This is a genomic window from Rhodococcus sp. DMF-1 (genome assembly GCF_021441945.1).
GTDB classification, from domain to species: Bacteria; Actinomycetota; Actinomycetes; order Mycobacteriales; family Mycobacteriaceae; genus Rhodococcus; species Rhodococcus ruber.
Window position 1 is genome coordinate 2,000,646 of sequence record NZ_CP090442.1, and the last position, 17,819, is coordinate 2,018,464.

Annotated in this window: 5 protein-coding genes; all 5 read right to left on the reverse strand. The window is 75.1% G+C overall.

Annotated elements, in window-relative coordinates:
• Positions 1-59: 59 nt before the first annotated feature.
• Positions 60-317: a chorismate mutase gene (locus tag LZP97_RS09170; RefSeq protein ID WP_010595229.1), complete on the reverse strand. Its 258-nt coding sequence runs from the start codon at positions 315-317 to the stop codon at positions 60-62.
• A 122-nt stretch (positions 318-439) separates the two neighbouring features.
• The gene (locus LZP97_RS09175; RefSeq protein ID WP_010595228.1) at positions 440-1,231 is read right to left on the reverse strand and encodes an ABC transporter permease; all 792 of its coding nucleotides are present in this window, start codon (positions 1,229-1,231) and stop codon (positions 440-442) included.
• Positions 1,228-2,001 carry an ABC transporter permease gene (locus LZP97_RS09180; RefSeq protein ID WP_010595227.1) on the reverse strand — a complete coding sequence of 258 codons (774 nt, stop codon included), beginning with the start codon at positions 1,999-2,001 and terminating at the stop codon, positions 1,228-1,230. The genes LZP97_RS09175 and LZP97_RS09180 overlap by 4 nt, the downstream gene beginning before the upstream one ends.
• Positions 1,998-2,960 (reverse strand): daunorubicin/doxorubicin resistance ABC transporter ATP-binding protein DrrA, encoded by a 963-nt coding sequence (locus LZP97_RS09185; protein ID WP_048771011.1) that lies wholly within the window; start codon positions 2,958-2,960, stop codon positions 1,998-2,000. The genes LZP97_RS09180 and LZP97_RS09185 overlap by 4 nt, the downstream gene beginning before the upstream one ends.
• Positions 2,961-2,999: 39 nt before the next feature.
• Positions 3,000-17,738 carry a non-ribosomal peptide synthetase gene (locus LZP97_RS09195; protein WP_267966365.1) on the reverse strand — a complete coding sequence of 4,913 codons (14,739 nt, stop codon included), beginning with the start codon at positions 17,736-17,738 and terminating at the stop codon, positions 3,000-3,002.
• Between the last annotated feature and the right edge of the window lie 81 nt (positions 17,739-17,819).

Genomic DNA, 17,819 nt, shown 5'->3' on the forward strand with positions numbered 1-17,819 from the left:
CCGTGTCGACACCCGGAACGAGGGGTGTCGCCCGGCACCGTCGGGCGCGCTCCGCACCGCTAACGCAGGCGCAGCAGGACCAGGGCCAGGGCCGTGCCGTCCTCCCCGAGCTCGGCGGCGTAGCGACGGATCATGCTCATGTCGTGGGCGTGGGTGACGCGGGGCGCCCCCGTCCCGACCCGGAGCTGCCCGATCCGTCGCTCGAGCGCGACACGGCGCCGCACCACGGCGAGGATCTCGGTGTCGAGACTGTCGATGTCGGCGCGCAGACGGGGCAGTTCGGAGTCGGTGGTGCCTGGTTCGGCAACGGCGGTCATTTTGCCTCCCTTCGGGATTCGGCGTGTTCACTGGATCGATCCTCCCGTACCCGGGGGCCGCGAACCAGCCACCCCGGGTGGCGGATTCGCCACCCTGCCGGGATCACCGGCGGCGGATCCGGTCACAGGGCCCGACGGTATCCGCGGATCACCGGCACGGCACACACCGCGACCAGGGCCACCGACCAGGCCACGGTGCGCACCAGCGGGCCCTGGACGGCGCCGCCCAGGGCCAGCGCCTGCATCGTCTCGACGGCACTGGTCATGGGCTGGTTGCGGATCACCGGCGCGAGCACGTCCGGGTACGCACCGATCGGCACGAACCCCGGATTGAAGAACAGCATCAGCGTGCACAGCAACGAGATCGCTTCGATGACCACCGTTTTCGCGGCCATGAATGCGGCCGCGGTGACCAGCGCGGCAAACGCCAGCCCGAACAGCACCGGTACGGCCAGGAAACCGATCGCGGCGAGCGGGCCGCGGTGGAAGCGGAAACCGAGCACGACCCCGGCGGCGACGACGACGACGGTGGTCACGGTGATGCGCACCGCCTCGGCGACGAATCTCGACGCCAGCGCCGAAGCCCGGTGGACGGGCAGCACCCACAGCCGCGCGGGCAGCCCGGCCTCGCACTCGCGGCCGAGTGTGACGGCGCCGGCCAGCGAGCCGAGCAGCGCGCTCATCACGACGACCATCGGCACCGTCCCGTACAGCGCGTCCTGCCCGGCGAACGCCGAGACCTGCCGGCCGAGCACCGCCTCGAGCATGAGCAACAGCAGCACCGGGTAGGCGAGGCTCTGCAGCACCGTCATCGGATCCCGGCGCCAGCGGGTCAGCAGGCGCCCGGCCTGCAGGCCGGTGTGCCGCACGAGAGCGGGGACCGAATTCTCGGGTGTGGTCACGGTGGTGCTCATCGCTGCCTCCGGTTCGTGCGGGTGGCCAGGGGGACGACGACCAGGAGGATCCCGCCGAGCCACAGCAGCGTCGGCGTCAGGGCGGCGCCGGTGCCGTCGGCGAGCCCGCGCAGGCTCGACGCGAACTGGGAGACGGGCTGGTTGCGGACGAACGGCTGGATCCAGGCCGGGAACTGGTCGATCGGAACGAAGCCGCAGGAGAGCATTCCGAGCACGAGCTGCGGCAGCATCAGTGCCTGCGTGGTGGCCTCCGGGCTCCGGAACACGGTGCCGAGCACATCGGCCCCCAGCGTGAGGACCGTGCCGATGGTGAGCGCGAGTACGCAGAACCCGACGGCCGCGGTGGCTCCGGCGAATCGGAATCCGATCACGTACCCGCAACCGATCGCCGCCGCCAGCGACAGCGCGCACTTGACGGTGCTCGCGGACAGGCGTGCGGCGAGCGGCACGGCCGCCGCGATCGGCATCGTCGCGAACCGGCGGTCGATGCCGTGCACCGCGTCGGTCGCGGCCAGGAACGCGGCGGAGATCGCGGTGAAGGCCACGGCCTGCAGCGCGATCAGCGGCATCAGGAACTGCCCGTAGTCGACGGCCCCGCCGGTGAACAGGGCGATCACCCGTTGCAGCGGCACGTAGAACCCGACGGTGAACACGAGCGGCGCGACGAGCGCGGTGACGAGTTCGCCGCCGCGGACGGCGGGGATCAGGGTGCGCGCGGACAGCACCCACCACTGGTAGAGGGGCGACGGTGCGGCGGTCGTCGTGGTCATGCCACCACCTCGAAACGCGGCCGGGCGGCGGTGAGGGCGAGGAAGACCTCGTCCAGCGACGGCCGCCGCAGCGCGATGTCGGAGACGGCGACGCCGTGGGCGGCGACGGCCGTCGCGACCTGCGCCAGGGTGCCCGCCCCGTGCGGGGCCGGGATCGTGACGCGGTCGGCGGCGACCTCGACCACCGCCGCCGGGGCGAACCGGCGGAGCACGTGCGCCACGGCGGGCACGTCGGCCGCCCGCACCGGGACGACTTCGCAGAAGGTGGCGCCGACGCGCTGCTTCAGCTGGGCGGGGGTGCCCTCGGCGACGACCGTGCCCCGGTCGATGACGACGATCCGGTCGGCGAGCAGGTCGGCCTCCTCGAGGTACTGCGTGGTGAGCAGCGTGGTGACGCCCTGCGCCTTGAAGCCGGCGATCAGATCCCAGACCCGTTGGCGGCTGCGCGGATCGAGGCCGGTGGTCGGCTCGTCGAGGAACACCACCCGGGGCGGGACGACGAGCCCGCACGCGATGTCGATGCGGCGGCGCATGCCGCCGGAGTACTTGCCGACCCGCCGGTCGGCGGCATCCTCGAGGTCGAACTCGGCGAGCAGTTCCCGCGCGCGGGCTCGGGCCGCGCGGCGCCGCAGCCCGAGCAGACGGGCGAACAGGACGAGGTTCTCGAAGCCGGTGAGCATGTCGTCGAGGGCGGCGTACTGACCGGTGAGCATCACCGCCCGGCGCACCCCGGCCGGGTCGGTGACGACGTCGTGCCCGGCCACGACGGCACGTCCGGAATCCGGCCGCAGCAGGGTGGACAGGATGTTCACGGTGGTGGTCTTGCCGGCGCCGTTGGGGCCGAGGACGCCGAGGACCTCACCGGGCTGGGCGGCGAAGCTCACGCCGCACAGGGCCGGGACCGGCCCGAAGCTCTTGGTGACGGCATCGACGAGGACGGCGGGGGTCGAGGGGGACATGGTGCTCCGTTCGGAAGAAAAGGGGGGTGGATTGCGCGGTCAGGACGCGGCGAGGTACCGGTCGTCGCCGAGATGCCGATCGAGCACCGCGGCCAGGGCGGGTACCGCGTCGGGTGCGGTCATCCGGTCGTGGGCGACATCGAGCAGGTGGTTGTGCATCGCGCCGGTGACGTAGGGTCGCCAGCCGGCGAAACCCCCGGCGTGATGCGGCTTGTCGGCCGTCGCGGTGACGAAGACGAGGTCGCCGTCGTAGAGCGGTGGCCGGTAGCCGGCGAGCAGCGCCGCCGAACCGTTGTAGTCGGCGACCATCCGGTCGAGGTGGCCGGCGTCGACGGGAGCCCCGGTGTGGGTCCGGATCAGCGCGGCGGCCTCGGCGGCCGTCAGGTCCGGATCGACGTCGGGCAGCCCCAGGGACGAGCCGAGGGCGGCGACGAGTTCGCCGGCGGTCAGCGGTTCCGGCGCGGCGACGTCGCGGGCGATCAGGTCCGCGTCGAGCAGCGCGAGCAGCGCCACCTCCTCGCCGGCGTCGCGCAGCCGCGCCGCGACGGCGTGGGCGATGAATCCGCCGAGCGACCAGCCGAGCAGGTGGTACGGGCCGGTGGGCTGGACCGCACGGATCTCGTCGACGTACCGCTCGGCGTACGCGGCGATCGTCGCCGGGGCGTCCTCGCGGCCGTCGAGGTGCGGGGACTGCAGTCCGTACACCGGCCGTCCGGGGGCGAGGTGCGCGGCGAGCCCGGCGTAGCCCCACGCCAGTCCGGACGCCGGATGCACGCAGAACAGCGGGGCTCCGTCGCCGTCGGTGCGCAGCGGCAGCCGCACCGCGAACGGCGAGTCCGGCTGCCCGCCGGTGTCCTCGGCCTCGAGGCGGGCGGCCAGGCCCGCCGGGGTGGGCGCCGAGAACAACGCGATCACCGGCACGGCGGTCCCGAGTTCGGCGCCGAGCCGATCGCAGGCACGGGTGGCATCGAGGGAGGTCCCACCCAGGTCGAAGAACGAGTCGTCGATCCCGACGTGCGCGAGGCCGAGCACCTGCGCGAACACCGCGACGACCGCCTCCTCCGCCGGGGTGCGCGGGGCGCGTCCCGAGCCGGCCGCGAACACCGGCTCCGGCAGCGCCGCGCGATCCAGCTTGCCGACCGGGGTCAGCGGCAACTCGTCGAGCACGACGATCGCCGCCGGCACCAGGTGTCCGGGCAGCCGCTGCGCCGTCCGGCGCTGTACCCGGGCCGGTTCGAGGCGGTGCCCCGGCGCCGGGAGCACGTAGGAGACGAGCACCTGGGCGCCGGACGGTCCGGGCCGCCCGACGGTGACCGCGAAGTCGACCTCGGGCAGGGCCGTGAGCGCCGCGTCGATCTCCCCGACCTCGACGCGCATCCCGCGGACCTTGACCTGGTGGTCACCGCGCCCGAGGTATTCGAGCTCGAGCCGGCCCCCGGCCCGCACCCACCGCACGAGGTCCCCGGTGCGGTACATCCGCTCCCCCGGCTGATCGGGACGGGCGACGAAGCGGCTCGCGGTCAGCCCCACCCGCCCGTGGTAGCCCCGCGCCAGCCCGGCCCCGGCCAGGTAGAGTTCGCCCGTCACGCCGGCGGGTACCGGCCGCAGGCGGGCGTCGAGCACCAGCGGCGTCACGCCGCGCACGGCCGATCCGATCGTCACCGCCCGGCCCGGCACCAGCGGGCCGGCCGTCGCCCAGATCGTGGCCTCCGTCGGTCCGTACAGGTTCAGCATCGTCCGGCCCTCGCCGAACCGGTCCACGAGTTCCGGTCCGGTCGCCTCCCCGGCCACGGCCAGCACCTCGACCGAGGTCAGGGCGGCCGGGTCGAGCGTCGACAGCGCGGCGGGGGTGACGACGAGATGGCTGACCCGGGCCGCGCGGAGCCGGTCGGCGAGTTCGGTGCCGCCGACGACGGTGGGCGGGACGACCACGAGCCGGGCGCCGACGGCGAACGCGGCGAGTTGCTCGAACACCGCGGCGTCGAAACTCGGCGACGCGATGTGCGCGACCCGGGCCTGCGGGGTCAGCGCCAGGGTCTCCCGCTGCGCGGCGACGAGATTGCCCAGTCCGCGGTGGGTGACGGTGACCGCCTTGGGAGCGCCGGTCGAACCTGAGGTGTAGATCAGGTAGGCGGGGTCGTCGACGTGCACGGCCGTGGCCCGCGGCCGCTGCGGGACGAGCGCGAGACGCGTGTCGGCAGCCGGGCCGTCGAGCACCAGCCACCCGAGCGAGGCGGGCAGGCGGTCGTGGTGCTCGGTCACGGTCACCCCCAGGACGGCACCGGAATCGGCGAGCATGTACTCGATCCGTTCCTGCGGGTGCCGGGGGTCGACGGGCACGAACGCCGCGCCCGTTCGGGCGACCGCCCACACCGCGAGCACCGAGTCGAACGATCGGGTCAGTGCCAGCGCGACGAGGGTGCCGGGGCCGGCACCCCGCGCGGCGAGGGCATCGGCGAGCAGCGCCGCGCGGGCGTCGAGTTCGCGATAGGTGACCTGCCGGTCGTCGGTGACCACGGCGACGGCCTCGGGTCGCGCCGTCGCCGCGGCGTGCAGCAGTTCCGGCAGGGTCACCGGGGCGACGGGCTCCGGGCCCGTGCCGGCCCGCAGTTCGTCGGCCTCCCGCGGATCGAGCAGGTCGACGTTGCCGATCGTGGCGTGCGGGTTCTCGGCGACCGCCGTCAGCAGCCGGCCGAAGCGGGCGGCGAGGGTCCGGGCGGTGGCGTCGTCGAACAGGTCGGTGGCGTAGCCGAGGCTCACCTCGATTCCGGCGGGTTCGCCGTTCGCGGTCGTGCGTTCGCGCAGTGTCAGACTCAGGTCGAACGGTGAGGACTCGTGGGCGACGTCCTGCAGTGCGATGCGCAGGCCCGCGACCTCGAGCTCCGGCTCCTCGAAGTTCGCCAGCGCGAGGGAGACCTGGAACAGCGGGTGGTGCGCGGTCGAGCGGGCCGGGCGCACCGCCTCGACCACCTGGTCGAACGGCAGGTCGGCGTGGGCGAACGCGGCCAGGTCGGCCTCGCGCACCTGCGCCACCAGGTCGGCGAACGTGACCTCGGGACGCACCGGGGTGCGCAGGACCACGGTGTTGACGAACATCCCGACCAGGTCGTCGAGTTCGGCGGCGCCGCGGCCGGCGACCGCGGTGCCCACCGCGATGTCGTCGCCGGCGCCGAGACGCGAGAGCAACGCGACGAGCGCGGCGTGCACGGTCATGAACACGGTGGCGTTCTCGGTGGCGGCGACGGCCCGCAGCCGGGCGTGCACGTCGGCGTCGACTGCGAGAGCCACATCGGCGCTCGCCATGGACTGCACGACCGGGCGCGGCCGGTCGGTGGGCAAGGTGATCCGGTCGGGGAGCCCGGCGAGGGTGCTCACCCAGAAGTCGCGCTGACGCGCGGCGGTCGACCGCGGATCGGTCTCGTCACCGAGGATGTCGCGCTGCCACAGCGTGTAGTCGGCGTACTGCACCGGCAGCGGCGCCCACGCCGGGGCCGCCCCCGCGGTGCGCGCGGCGTACGCGGCGATCAGGTCCCGGGCCAGCGGCGCCACCGACACCCCGTCCGCGGCGATGTGGTGCAGCACCAGCACCAGCACGTGCTCCTGCGCACCCAGACGCAGCACCCGGGCCCGCACCGGCAGCTCGACGGTCAGGTCGAAACCGGCACCGACGAAACCCGCCACCGCGGCATGCACGTCGGCGGGTGCCTCGGTGAAGTCGAGCACGTTCCCGGCGTCGACGGCCACCTGGTGCGGGCCGTCCGCATCGGCGGGGAAGACGGTGCGCAGGCTCTCGTGCCGGTCGGTCACGTCCCGCCACGCCGCGGCGAGCGCCGCGGCGTCGATCGGACCGGACAGGCGCAACGCGACGGGGATGTTGTACGCCGCGGAGGTGGGGTCGAGCTGGTTGAGCACCCACATGCGCTGCTGCGCCGGTCCGAGGGGCACCCGGGCCGGGCGGGGCCGGGCCGTGAGGGCGATCCTCGGCGCGGGACGCTCGAGCAGGCGCACGGCCAGCGCCGCGGGGGTGGGCGCCTCGAACAGGTCGCGCACCGCCAGGGCGGAGTTCAGGCGGGCGACGACGCGGGTGGCGTCGAGCGAGTTGCCGCCGAGGTCGAAGAACGAGTCGTCGATGCCCACCCGGTCCAGATCCAGCACCTGGGCGAACGCGGCGACCACGGCCTCCTCGGCCGGTGTGCGGGGGGCACGCCCCGCGCCGGCGGCGAACACGGGCTCGGGCAGGGCCGCCCGGTCCAGCTTGCCCACCGGCGTCAGCGGCAACTCGTCGAGCACGACGAGCGCCGCCGGCACGAGATGGGCCGGCAGCAACTCGGACATCCGGGCCCGCAGCGCCTCGGCCGTCGGGGCGCACCCGGTCGCCGCGAGCACGTACGACACCAGTACCGGCGACCCGGCCGGTCCGGGCCGGCCCACCGTCACCGCGCGGTCGACCTCCGGCAGCCCGGCCAGCGCCGCGTCGACCTCCCCCACCTCGATCCGCATTCCGCGGATCTTGACCTGGTGGTCACTGCGGCCGACGTACTCGAGCTCGAGCCGGCCGGCGGCGTGCACCCACCGCACCACGTCCCCGGTGCGGTACATCCGCGCGCCCTGCGGATGCGCCACGAACCGGGCCGCGGTCAGTCCCGGCCGCCCGTGGTAGCCGCGCGCCAGCCCGTCGCCGGCGAGGTACAACTCCCCCGCCACACCGACCGGGACGGGCCGCAACCGGTCGTCGAGCACCAGCGGCGTCACGCCGCGCACGGCGGATCCGATCGTCACTGCCCGGCCCGCCGTCAGTGCCGACGACGCGGTCGCCCAGATCGTGGCCTCCGTCGGCCCGTACAGGTTCAGCATCGTCCGGCCCCCGGCGAACCGCTCCACCAGGTCCGTACCGACCGCCTCGCCGGCCACCGCGAGCACCCGGACCGAGGTCGACTCCGCCGAGTCCAGCGTCGAGAGCACCGACGGGGTGAGGACCGCGTGCGTCACCTGCTCGGCCTCGAGGAGAGCGGCGAGTTCGGTGCCCCCGACGATGCCGGGCGGGACCGACACCAGGCAGCCCCCGGCGCCGAAGGCGGCCAGTTGTTCGAAGATCGCTGCGTCGAAACTGGGCGAGGCGAAGCCGAGGACCCGCGCATCCGGCCCGACGTCGAGCGAGTCGGCTTGGGCGCGCACGATGTTCGCCAGCCCGCGGTGGGTGACGGTGACGGCCTTCGGGGTGCCGGTCGAGCCGGAGGTGTAGATCAGGTAGGCGGCGTGCTCGGGATGCAGCGGCCGGGTCCGGTCCGCATCGGTCCACGGTGCGGCCGAGTCGTCGGCGTATGCGGCCCGCACCGCCGGGTCGTCGAGCTCGAGCCAGGTGAGCGCGCCGGGCAGCGCGGCCCGGTGCGCGGCCGTGGTCAGTCCGAGTGTGGTGCCGCTGTCGTGCAGCATGTGCGCGATGCGCTCGGCCGGGTACGCCGGATCGACGGGCACGAAGGCACCGCCGGCCTTGGCGACGGCCCACACGGCGAGCACCGACTCCGCGGAGCGGGGCAGCGCGAGGGCCACGCGCACGTCCGGCCCCACCCCGGCGGCGACGAGCCGGTGCGCGAGCCGGCCGGCGGCGTCGTCGAGTTCCCGGTAGGTCCAGGTGGTGCCGTCGGCACGCACGGCCGGGCGCGCGGGGTGTGCGGCGGCGGCGGCCGCGAGCAGCGTGGGCAGCAGCCACGGCCCGATACCGGCCGGGCCGGCGGTGGCGGCCAGCTCGGCGGACTCGGCGGCGTCGAGCAGCTCCACGTCCCCGACGGGGACGGCCGGGTCGGTGGTGACGGTGGCGAGGAGGCGCACGAACCGCGCGGCGAGGGTGCGGGCGGTGTCGTGGTCGAACAGGTCGGTCGCGTAGGTGAGGGTGGCGTCCAGCCCGGCGGGCCGTCCGTCGTCGCCGGTGTGTTCGCGCAGCTCGAGTGCGAGATCGAACTGCGAGGAGTCCCGGGCGATGTCCTCCACGGCGATCCCGAGCCCGTCGAGCTCGAGCGTGGGTGCCGCGAAGTCGGCCAGCGCGAGGGAGACCTGGAACAGCGGGTGGTGCGCGGTCGAGCGGGCCGGGCGCACCGCCTCGACCACCTGGTCGAACGGCAGGTCGGCGTGGGCGAACGCGGCCAGGTCGGCCTCGCGCACCTGCGCCACCAGGTCGGCGAACGTGACCTCGGGACGCACCGGGGTGCGCAGGACCACGGTGTTGACGAACATCCCGACCAGGTCGTCGAGTTCGGCGGCGCCGCGGCCGGCGACCGCGGTGCCCACCGCGATGTCGTCGCCGGCGCCGAGACGCGAGAGCAGCGCGACGAGCGCGGCGTGCACGGTCATGAACACGGTGGCGTTCTCGGTGCGGGCGAGACGTCGCAGCCGGGCGTGCACGTCGGCGGCGACGGTGAAGGCGACGTCGGCGCTCGCGCCGGACTGCACCGCGGGTCCGGGCCGGTCGGCGGGCAGCACGATGCGGTCCGGGAGGCCGGCCAGCGTGCGGGTCCAGAACTCGCGTTGCCGGGCGGTGGTCGAGTCGGGGTCGTCGGGGTCGCCGAGCGTCTCGCGCTGCCACAGCGTGTAGTCGGCGTACTGCACCGGCAGCGGCGCCCACGCCGGCGCCGCCCCCGCGGTACGCGCGGCGTACGCGGCGATCAGGTCCCGGGCCAGCGGCGCCACCGACACCCCGTCCGCGGCGATGTGGTGCAGCACCAGCACCAGCACGTGCTCCTGCGCACCCAGACGCAGCACCCGGGCCCGCACCGGCAGCTCGACGGTCAGGTCGAAACCGGCACCGGCGAAAGTCGCCACCGCGGCACGGACCGCGTCCGCGGGCACGTCGACGATGTCGAGGGCGGGGGGCACCGCATCGACGATCACCTGGTGCGGGCCGTCCGCATCGGCCGGGAAGACGGTGCGCAGACTCTCGTGCCGGCCGGTGAGGTCGCCGAAGGCGGCCGCGAGGGCGGTGCGGTCGAGCGGTCCGCGCAGGCGCAGCGCCACCGGGATGTTGTAGACGCCGGAGGCGGGGTCGAACTGGTTGAGCACCCACATCCGGTGCTGTGCCGGTCCGAGCGGCAGGCGGGCGGGCCGCTCGCGGCGCCCGAGCGCGACGGCGGCACCGGTGCGGCCCGCGGCGCGTGCGGCCAGCGCCGCCGGGGTGGGCGCCTCGAACAGGTCGCGTACCGCCAGGGCGGTGCCGGCGGTGGCGTTGACGCGGGCGATCACGCGGGTCGCGTCGAGGGAGTTGCCGCCGAGGTCGAAGAACGAGTCGTCGGCACCGCGGTCGTCCAGGCCGAGCACCTCGGCGAACGCGGCTGCGGCGGCGGTCTCCACGGGTCCGCGCGGCGCGCGGGCCGGGCGGCGGCTGCGGCCGAAGTCCGGCTCCGGCAGCGCCGTCCGGTCGAGCTTGCCGACCGGGGTGAGCGGAACCTCGTCGAGGACGACGATCGCGACGGGCACGAGATGGGCGGGGAGCTGTTCGGCGAGCCGGTCCCGCAGCCGGTCCGGGTCGAGGGTGCGTCCCGGCACGGGCCGCACGTAGGAGACGAGGACGGTGGAGCCGGTGGGTCCGGGGCGTCCGACCGTGGTCGCGAAGTCGACGTCGGCGTCGGCCGTGAGGGCGGTGTCGATTTCGCCGAGCTCGACGCGGATGCCGCGCACCTTGACCTGGAAGTCGGTGCGGCCCAGATAGTCCAGGACGGGCCGGCCGTCGCCGCCGCGGGTCCAGCGCACGAGGTCGCCGGTGCGGTACATGCGGGCGCCGGACCGGTGGGGATGCGCGACGAACCGGCTCGCGGTCAGGGGTGCACGACCGTGGTAGCCGCGCGCCAGACCGGGGCCGGACAGGTACAGTTCGCCGACCGTGCCGAGCGGCGCCGGCCGGAGCCAGCCGTCGAGGACGAGGGTTTCGGTGCCGGGGATGCCGGCGCCGAGCGTGACCGGCGCGTCGGCGGTGAGGTCGGCGACGGTGGCCCAGATGGTGGCCTCGGTCGGGCCGTAGAAGTTGAGCATCGTGCGGCCGGGCGCCCACCGGCGCACCAGGTCGGTGGGGACGGCCTCGCCGGCGACGCCCACCGTCTGCACGGTGGCGGTCGCAGCCGGGTCGAGGGTGGCCAGCACCGCGGGGGTGACGACGAGGTGGGTGACGGCGGCGGCGGTGAGCCGGGCGGTCAGTTCGTCGCCGCCGACGACGGTCGGCGGCACGACGACGAGCCCGGCGCCGACGGCGAACGCGGCGAGCTGTTCGAACACGGAGGCGTCGAAGCTCGGTGACGCGACGTGCGCGACGCGGGCCGAGAGGGTCAGTCCCAGCACGGCGATCTGGGCGTCGACCAGGTTGCCCAGGCCGCGATGGGTGACGGTGACGGCCTTCGGGGTGCCGGTGGAGCCGGAGGTGTAGATCAGGTAGGCCGGGTCGTCGACCCGGGCCGGCGACGTCGCCGCGGGGCGGGTCGCGGCGAGGCGGGCGGTGGTGGCGGGGTCGTCGAGGACCAGCCAGGTCGCCGCGGCACCGGTGAGCCGGGCACCGTGTGCGGAGACCGTGACGCCCAGCCGGGCGCCGGAGTCGGTGAGCATGTGCTCGATCCGGTCCTGTGGATGGCGCGGGTCGACGGGAACGAAGGCGGCCCCGGTCTTCGCGACCGCCCACACGGCGAGAACCGACTCGAACGAGCGGGTGAGCGCCAGCGCGACGGCCGTGCCGGGTCCGGCGCCGTGCGCCGCGAGCAGCCCCGCCAGCGCGTCGGCCCGGTCGTTCAGGTCGCGGTAGGTGATCTCGCCGGCATCGGTGACGACGGCGACCGCGTCCGGGTGACGGGTTGCGGTGCCGGTGAGGATCTCGGCGAGCGTGACGGCCCGGTCCCGGCCGGGGGTGAACGGGGCCGCGACCCCGGGGGCGCCGAGCGCGGCGATGCGGCGGTCCGGGGTGCGGGCGAGCGCCCCGAGCAGCTGCGCGCAGCGCTCGACGAGGTGGCGGGCGGCGACGTCGCCGACCGCGGCGGGGCGGTACCGCAGGCTCAGCTGCGGCCGGTCGCCCGGCTCGACGATCAGGCTCACGGGGTACGGGGTGGCTTCGGCGCCGGTGACGCCGAGAACGCGCATTCCGGCGCTGTCGGCCAGTGCGGAGAGAGCGTCGCGGTCGAGGGGGTAGGACTCGACGACGGCGAGGGTGTCGAACAGTTCGGTGACGCCGGCCGCCCGGTGGATCTCGGGGAGGCCGAGGTGCTGGTGCTCGAGCAGCGCCGCCTGTTCGGCCTGGATGCGGCGCAGCAGTTCGGTGCCGGTGTCGGTGGGCTGCAGGCGCACCCGCACCGGCACGGTGTTGACGAACAGACCCAGCACAGCGTCCACGCCCGGCAGCTCGGGCGGTCGGCCGGAGACGGTGGAGCCGAACACCACGTCGGTGCGGCCGGTGACCTCGGCCAGGGTCAGCGCCCACGCCGCCTGCACGACGGTGGCGAGGGTGACGTCGTGGGCGCGGGTGGCGGCGGCGAGTCCGGCGGCGGTCTCGGCGCTCAGCTCGACGGTGTGGGCGGCGCCGCCGGTGTCGGCCCCGTCGGCGTGCGGGGCGACGAGGGTGGGGGCGTCGATGCCGTCCAGCGCGCGGGCCCACGCGGTCCGCGCGGCGACGGCGTCCCGGCCGGCGAGCCAGGCCAGGTGGTTGCGGAACGACGGCGCCGGGCCGGGCACGGCCGCGCCCGCGGCGTAGGCGGTGAGCAGTTCGGCGACGAGCAGCGGGGTGGACCAGCCGTCGAGGACGAGGTGGTGGTTGGTCAGCAGCAGCCGGTACCGGTCGTCGGCGGTGCGGATGAGGTGGATGCGCAGCAGCGGCGCGGCGGTGAGGTCGAACCGGTCGGCGCGGTCCGTGTCGAGGATGCGCGCCAGTTCGCCGTCGGTGTCGGCGCGGCCGCGCAGGTCGGTTTCCCGCCAGGGCAGCACGGCGGTGTGCCGTACGAGCTGGACCGGACCGGCGGCGGTGTCACGGAAGGCGGCGCGCAGGCTGTCGTGCCGGTCGACCACGGACTGTGCCGCGGCGCGCAGCCGGGCGGCGTCGACGGTGCCGGCGAGTTCGAGCGCGGTCTGCACGGTGTAGTCGTCGGGGGCGTCCGCGGCGGCGTAGCCGGTGTGGAACAGCAGCCCGGCCTGCAGGGGGGACAGAGGCCACAGGTCGGCCAGGCCTCCCCGGTCGCGCTCCCACTCGTCGATCCGGTCCTGGTCGACGGCGACCAGCGGGAAATCGGAGGGACTGTGGCCGCCGGCGGCCGGGTCGCCGACGTGCCAGGCGAGCGCGGCGAGCGCAGCCACCCACAGCTGTGCGAACTCGTCGACGGCGTCCTCGTCGAGCAGGCCGGTCGCGTAGGTGAAGGTGCCGACGAGTCCGTCGGCGTCGACCGCGGCGTCGATGTCGAGCACCGCGGGCAGCGGCATGCGGGGTTCGCGGGTCGCGGCGGTGCCGAGCGGCAGCCACGGTGCGTCGACTGTGGTGTCGATGCGGCCGAGGAAGTTGAAGGCGATCTGCGGTGCCGGATGCGCGGGCAGGATCCCGGCGACGTACCGGAGCAGGCCGTAGCCGATGCCGTGGTCGGGGACGGCGGCGAGTCGTTCCTTGACCGATCGGATCGCCGCGGCCGCCGCGGCGCCGCCGCCGAAGGCGTCGTCGACGTCGATCCCGGTCAGGTCCACGTCCAGCGGGTGCACGGTGGTGAACCATCCGACGGTGCGGGACAGGTCCGCACCGGGGACCGCTGCCTCCTCCCGGCCGTGGCCCTCGACGCCGACGAGCGTCGCGGGGGTGGGGCGGCCACGGTTGCGGCGCCACCGCTCGGCGGCCAGGCCGAGCGCGGCGAGCAGCGCCTCGACGGGGCCGCAGTGGAACCGCTGGGGTACGGCGGTCAGGACGGCGTCGGTGACCTCGGCGGGCACGCGGACGCGCAGCTGCGCGGAGGTGGCGGCGGTGTCGCGCGCCGGGTCGAACGGCCGCTCCCCCAGCGCCGGATCGGGCGTGGCGAGAATCCGCTCCCACAGTGGCAATTCGTCGCTGCGATCGGTCTCGGTCAGGCCGTGCGCCCACCGGCGCAGCGACGTGCCGACCGGGGCGAGGGCGGACGCGGCACCGCCGTGGGTGTAGGCGGCGGCGAGGTCGGGCAGCAGGATGCGCCAGGACACCGCGTCCACGGCGAGGTGGTGGACGACGGCCACGAGCAGGTCGTCGCGGCCGCCGGGCGAGGCCAGCCACGCGAACTGGGCGACGATCCCGGCGGCGGGGTCGAGCCGGTCCGCGGCGGCCTCCAGCGCGGCCTCGGCGGCGCCGTGTGGCTCGTCGACGGGGGTGCGATGCAGCACCGCCTCGGCGGCGACCGCACCGGCCGGGAGCACCTCGAGTGTGCGGGCCGCGGTCAACCGCATCCGCAGCGCGTCGTGCCGATCGAGCAGTGCCTGCACGGCCCCGGCCAGGTGCGCGGGGTCGGGGTGCTCGGGCAGGCGGATCAGCACGGCCTGTCCGTACCGGTCGACGGGCCCGCCGCCGGTCAGCAGTTCGGCGACGATCGGTGTGGTCTCGACCGGGCCGGTGCCGCCGCCGGGGAGTTCGGCGAGGGCCGGCTCGTCGCCGGTGTCCGCCACCGCGACGGCGGCCAGGGCGGCGACGGTGCGACGTTCGAAGACGTCGCGGGCGGTGAAGCGCAGTCCGGCGGCACGAGCGCGGGAGACCAGGGTGATCGCGACGATGCTGTCGCCGCCGAGGGCGAAGAAGCTGTCGTCGGCAAAGACCCGTTCCACCCCGAGCACCTGGGCGAACAGCGCGCCGATCAGTTCCTCGCGTGCGCCTTCGGGGGCGCGGCCCCCGGGGGTCGCGGTGGCGGCGAAGTCGGGGGCGGGCAGCGCGGCCCGGTCGATCTTGCCGACGGGGGTGAGCGGCAGCTCGGGCAGTACGGTGATCACCGCGGGCACGAGGTAGGCGGGCAGGGTGGCGGCGAGTGCGGCGCGCAGGGCGTCACCGTCGACGGGGGCGCCGGGACGGCCGACGACGTAGGCGGCGAGGACGGTCGCGCCGGCGGGCGTGGAGGTGCCGATGGTGACGGCTCGGGCGACGGTGTCGTGCCGGAGCAGCGCGGCGTCGACCTCGCCGAGTTCGACGCGGAATCCACGGATCTTGACCTGGTGGTCGGTGCGGCCGGCGAACTCGAGCGCGGCGGCTGCGCCGCCGGTGTGTCCTTTGGGTTGTCCTGGCAGCCCGAAGGACACACCGCGCCAGCGGACCAGGTCGCCGGTGCGGTACATGCGTTCGCCGGGTGCCGACGGGTCGGCCACGAAGCGGGCCGCGGTCAGGTCGGGACGGCCGAGGTAGCCGCGCGCGACACCCGGCCCGGCCAGGTACAGCTCGCCGGTCACCCCCACCGGCACGGGCTGCAGCCACCGGTCGAGGACCAGGGCGCGCATGCCGCGGATCGGTGCTCCGACGTCGACGCCGGCGCCGGGACGGTGCGGGGCGGCGAACGTGGCGGTGACCGTGGCCTCGGTGGGGCCGTAGGCGTTGAGGAACTGCCGGCCCCGGGACCACCGGTCGGCCAGGTCGGGCGGGCAGGCGTCCCCACCGACCACGACCGTGCCGATCTCGGGGTGCTCGTCGGGGTCGAGGGTCGCGAGCACGGCCGGGGTCGCGTCGAGGTGGGTGACTCGTCCGGCGTGCAGTACCTCGGCGAGCTCGGCGCCGCCGTAGGCCTGCGGCGGTACCACCACCAGGGTGGCGCCGGCCGCGAAGGTCACCAGCAGCTCCTCGATCGAGGAGTCGAAGGCCGGCGAGTACAGGTGGGTGGCACGCGAATCGGGGGTGACGGCGAGCCGCGTGCGGGCGTCGTCGGCGAGGTTCGCCAGGCCGGCGTGGGTGACGACGACGCCCTTGGGGGTGCCGGTGGACCCGGAGGTGTAGACGATGTAGGCGGCGTGCTCGGGTCGGACGATCCGGTCGGTGATCGGCGCGGCGTCCATGTCCGCGACCGCCGCGACGGTCGCGGGGTCGTCCAGCACGATCCAGTCGGTGTGCTCGGGCAGGCCGTCCCGGTGCGCGGCGACGGTCAGGCCGATGCGGGCGCCGCTGTCGCGCAGGACGTGGTCGAGCCGGGCGCGGGGGTGGCCGGGGTCGACGGGCACGAACGCGGCCCCGGTCTTGGCGACCGCCCACACGGCCTGCACCGAGTCGAGCGAGCGCGCCAGCGCCAGCGCCACGGTGGTCTCCGGTCCGGCGCCGCGGGTCAGCAGCAGCCGGGCGAGCCGGTCGGTGGCGGTGTCCAGTTCGGAGTAGGTCACGGTGCGCGGACCGTCGATCACGGCGACGGCACCGGGGTCGAGGGCCGCCCCGGCGGTGAGCAGGTCGGCGAGGGTGCGGGCGGGCACCGGCTCGGCGCCGCGGGCCGGGACGAGGGCCGCGCGCTCGTCGTCGCCGAGCAGGTCCAGGTCGGTGAGCCGCCGGCCGGGGTCGGCGGTGGCGAAACGGTGTAGGAACGCGAGGAACCGTCGGTGGTGCGCGGCGAGCTCGTCCCGGGTGTACAGGTTCGGGTTGGCCTGGAAGTCGAGGTGCGTGCTGTGCCCGCCCGGGTAGAGGTTGACGAAGAGGTCCTCGATGAGCCCGGAGGTGAGCACGTGGACCCGGCCGGTGAGCGCGCCGAGCCGGACCTGGTGGTCGAACAGCATGAGGTTGACCGAAGGGCCGAACCCGGCGGCGTGGTCGCCGGTGAGACCGAGGTCGCGGGCGATGTCCTCCTGCCGGTACCGCTGGCGGCGCAGCGCCCCGGTCAGCTCGAGTTCCGCTGCGGCGATCACGGAGGCGACGGTGGCGGCGTCGGTCCGCAGCCGCAGCGGCACGACGTTGGCGAGCATGCCGCCGGAGCGGCGCAGCACGGCGGTGGTGCGGGCCGAGACGGGCAGGCTGAGCATCACCTCGTCGTGGCCGGTCATCCGGGCGAGGTAGGTGCCGAACGCGGCGACCACGAGCGGGGCGAGGCTCGACCCGCGACGGGCCGCGGCATCGCGCAGGGCCTGCTCGGTGTCGGGGGGAAGTTCCGCGCCGACCAGCAGTGGATGCGCGTCGGCGGGGGCACCCCGGCCGGCCAGCGACACGGGATCGCTCAGGCCGGCCAGGTGTTCGGTCCAGTACGCGCGGTCGGTCTCGAACCGCGGGGAGCGCCGGTAGGCCTCGTCCGCGGCGACGATGTCGGGCAGCGCGGCGGTGCGCGGCGCGTGCACCGTGGTTCCGGTGACGGTGGCGGTGTAGCGCTCGGCGGTGCGCGCGACGAGGGTCATCGCTCCGACGCCGTCGAGGGCGATGTGGTGGATTCGGGCGTACCAGAACCAGCGGTCGTCGCCGACGCGCAGCACGGCGGTGACGGTGAGCCGGTCGGTGCACATGTCGACGGGGGCGGTGTAGTCGCGCTCCATCCAGTCGCGGGCCGCGGCGACCGGGTCGGCTTCGCCCCGCAGGTCGACCACCGTCAGGCGCTCTCCGGTGTGCACGACGGTCTGGAACGGGTGACCGTCCTCCTCGAGGATGCGCAGGAACCCGGTGCCGAACTCGCGTCCGACCGCACGCGCGGCAGTCTCGAGGGCGTCGAGGTCGAGATCCCCGGTGATGTCGACGTACTGGGCGATGTTGACGGGCGTGTCGCCGGCCAGGTGCTGGGCGAACCAGATGCCGCGCTGGGCCGCCGAGAGCGGAAACGCGCCGGTGGGCTGCGGGGCACCGAGATGTGCGTGGGCGACCGGGCTTTCGTGCAACACGGGGGTACTCCTGACGACCGGTGGACTGTGCTGCTTCCACGGTCGTCCGCAGACCCCGATGCAGATACCGACCCCAGCGGT

Excerpts from the sequence above, each read along its gene's own strand:
- LZP97_RS09170 (WP_010595229.1), bottom strand. The coding sequence starts at position 317 with ATGACCGCCGTTGCCGAACCAGGCACCACCGACTCCGAACTGCCCCGT.
- LZP97_RS09175 (WP_010595228.1), bottom strand. The coding sequence starts at position 1,231 with ATGAGCACCACCGTGACCACACCCGAGAATTCGGTCCCCGCTCTCGTG.
- LZP97_RS09180 (WP_010595227.1), bottom strand. The coding sequence starts at position 2,001 with ATGACCACGACGACCGCCGCACCGTCGCCCCTCTACCAGTGGTGGGTG.
- LZP97_RS09185 (WP_048771011.1), bottom strand. The coding sequence starts at position 2,960 with ATGTCCCCCTCGACCCCCGCCGTCCTCGTCGATGCCGTCACCAAGAGC.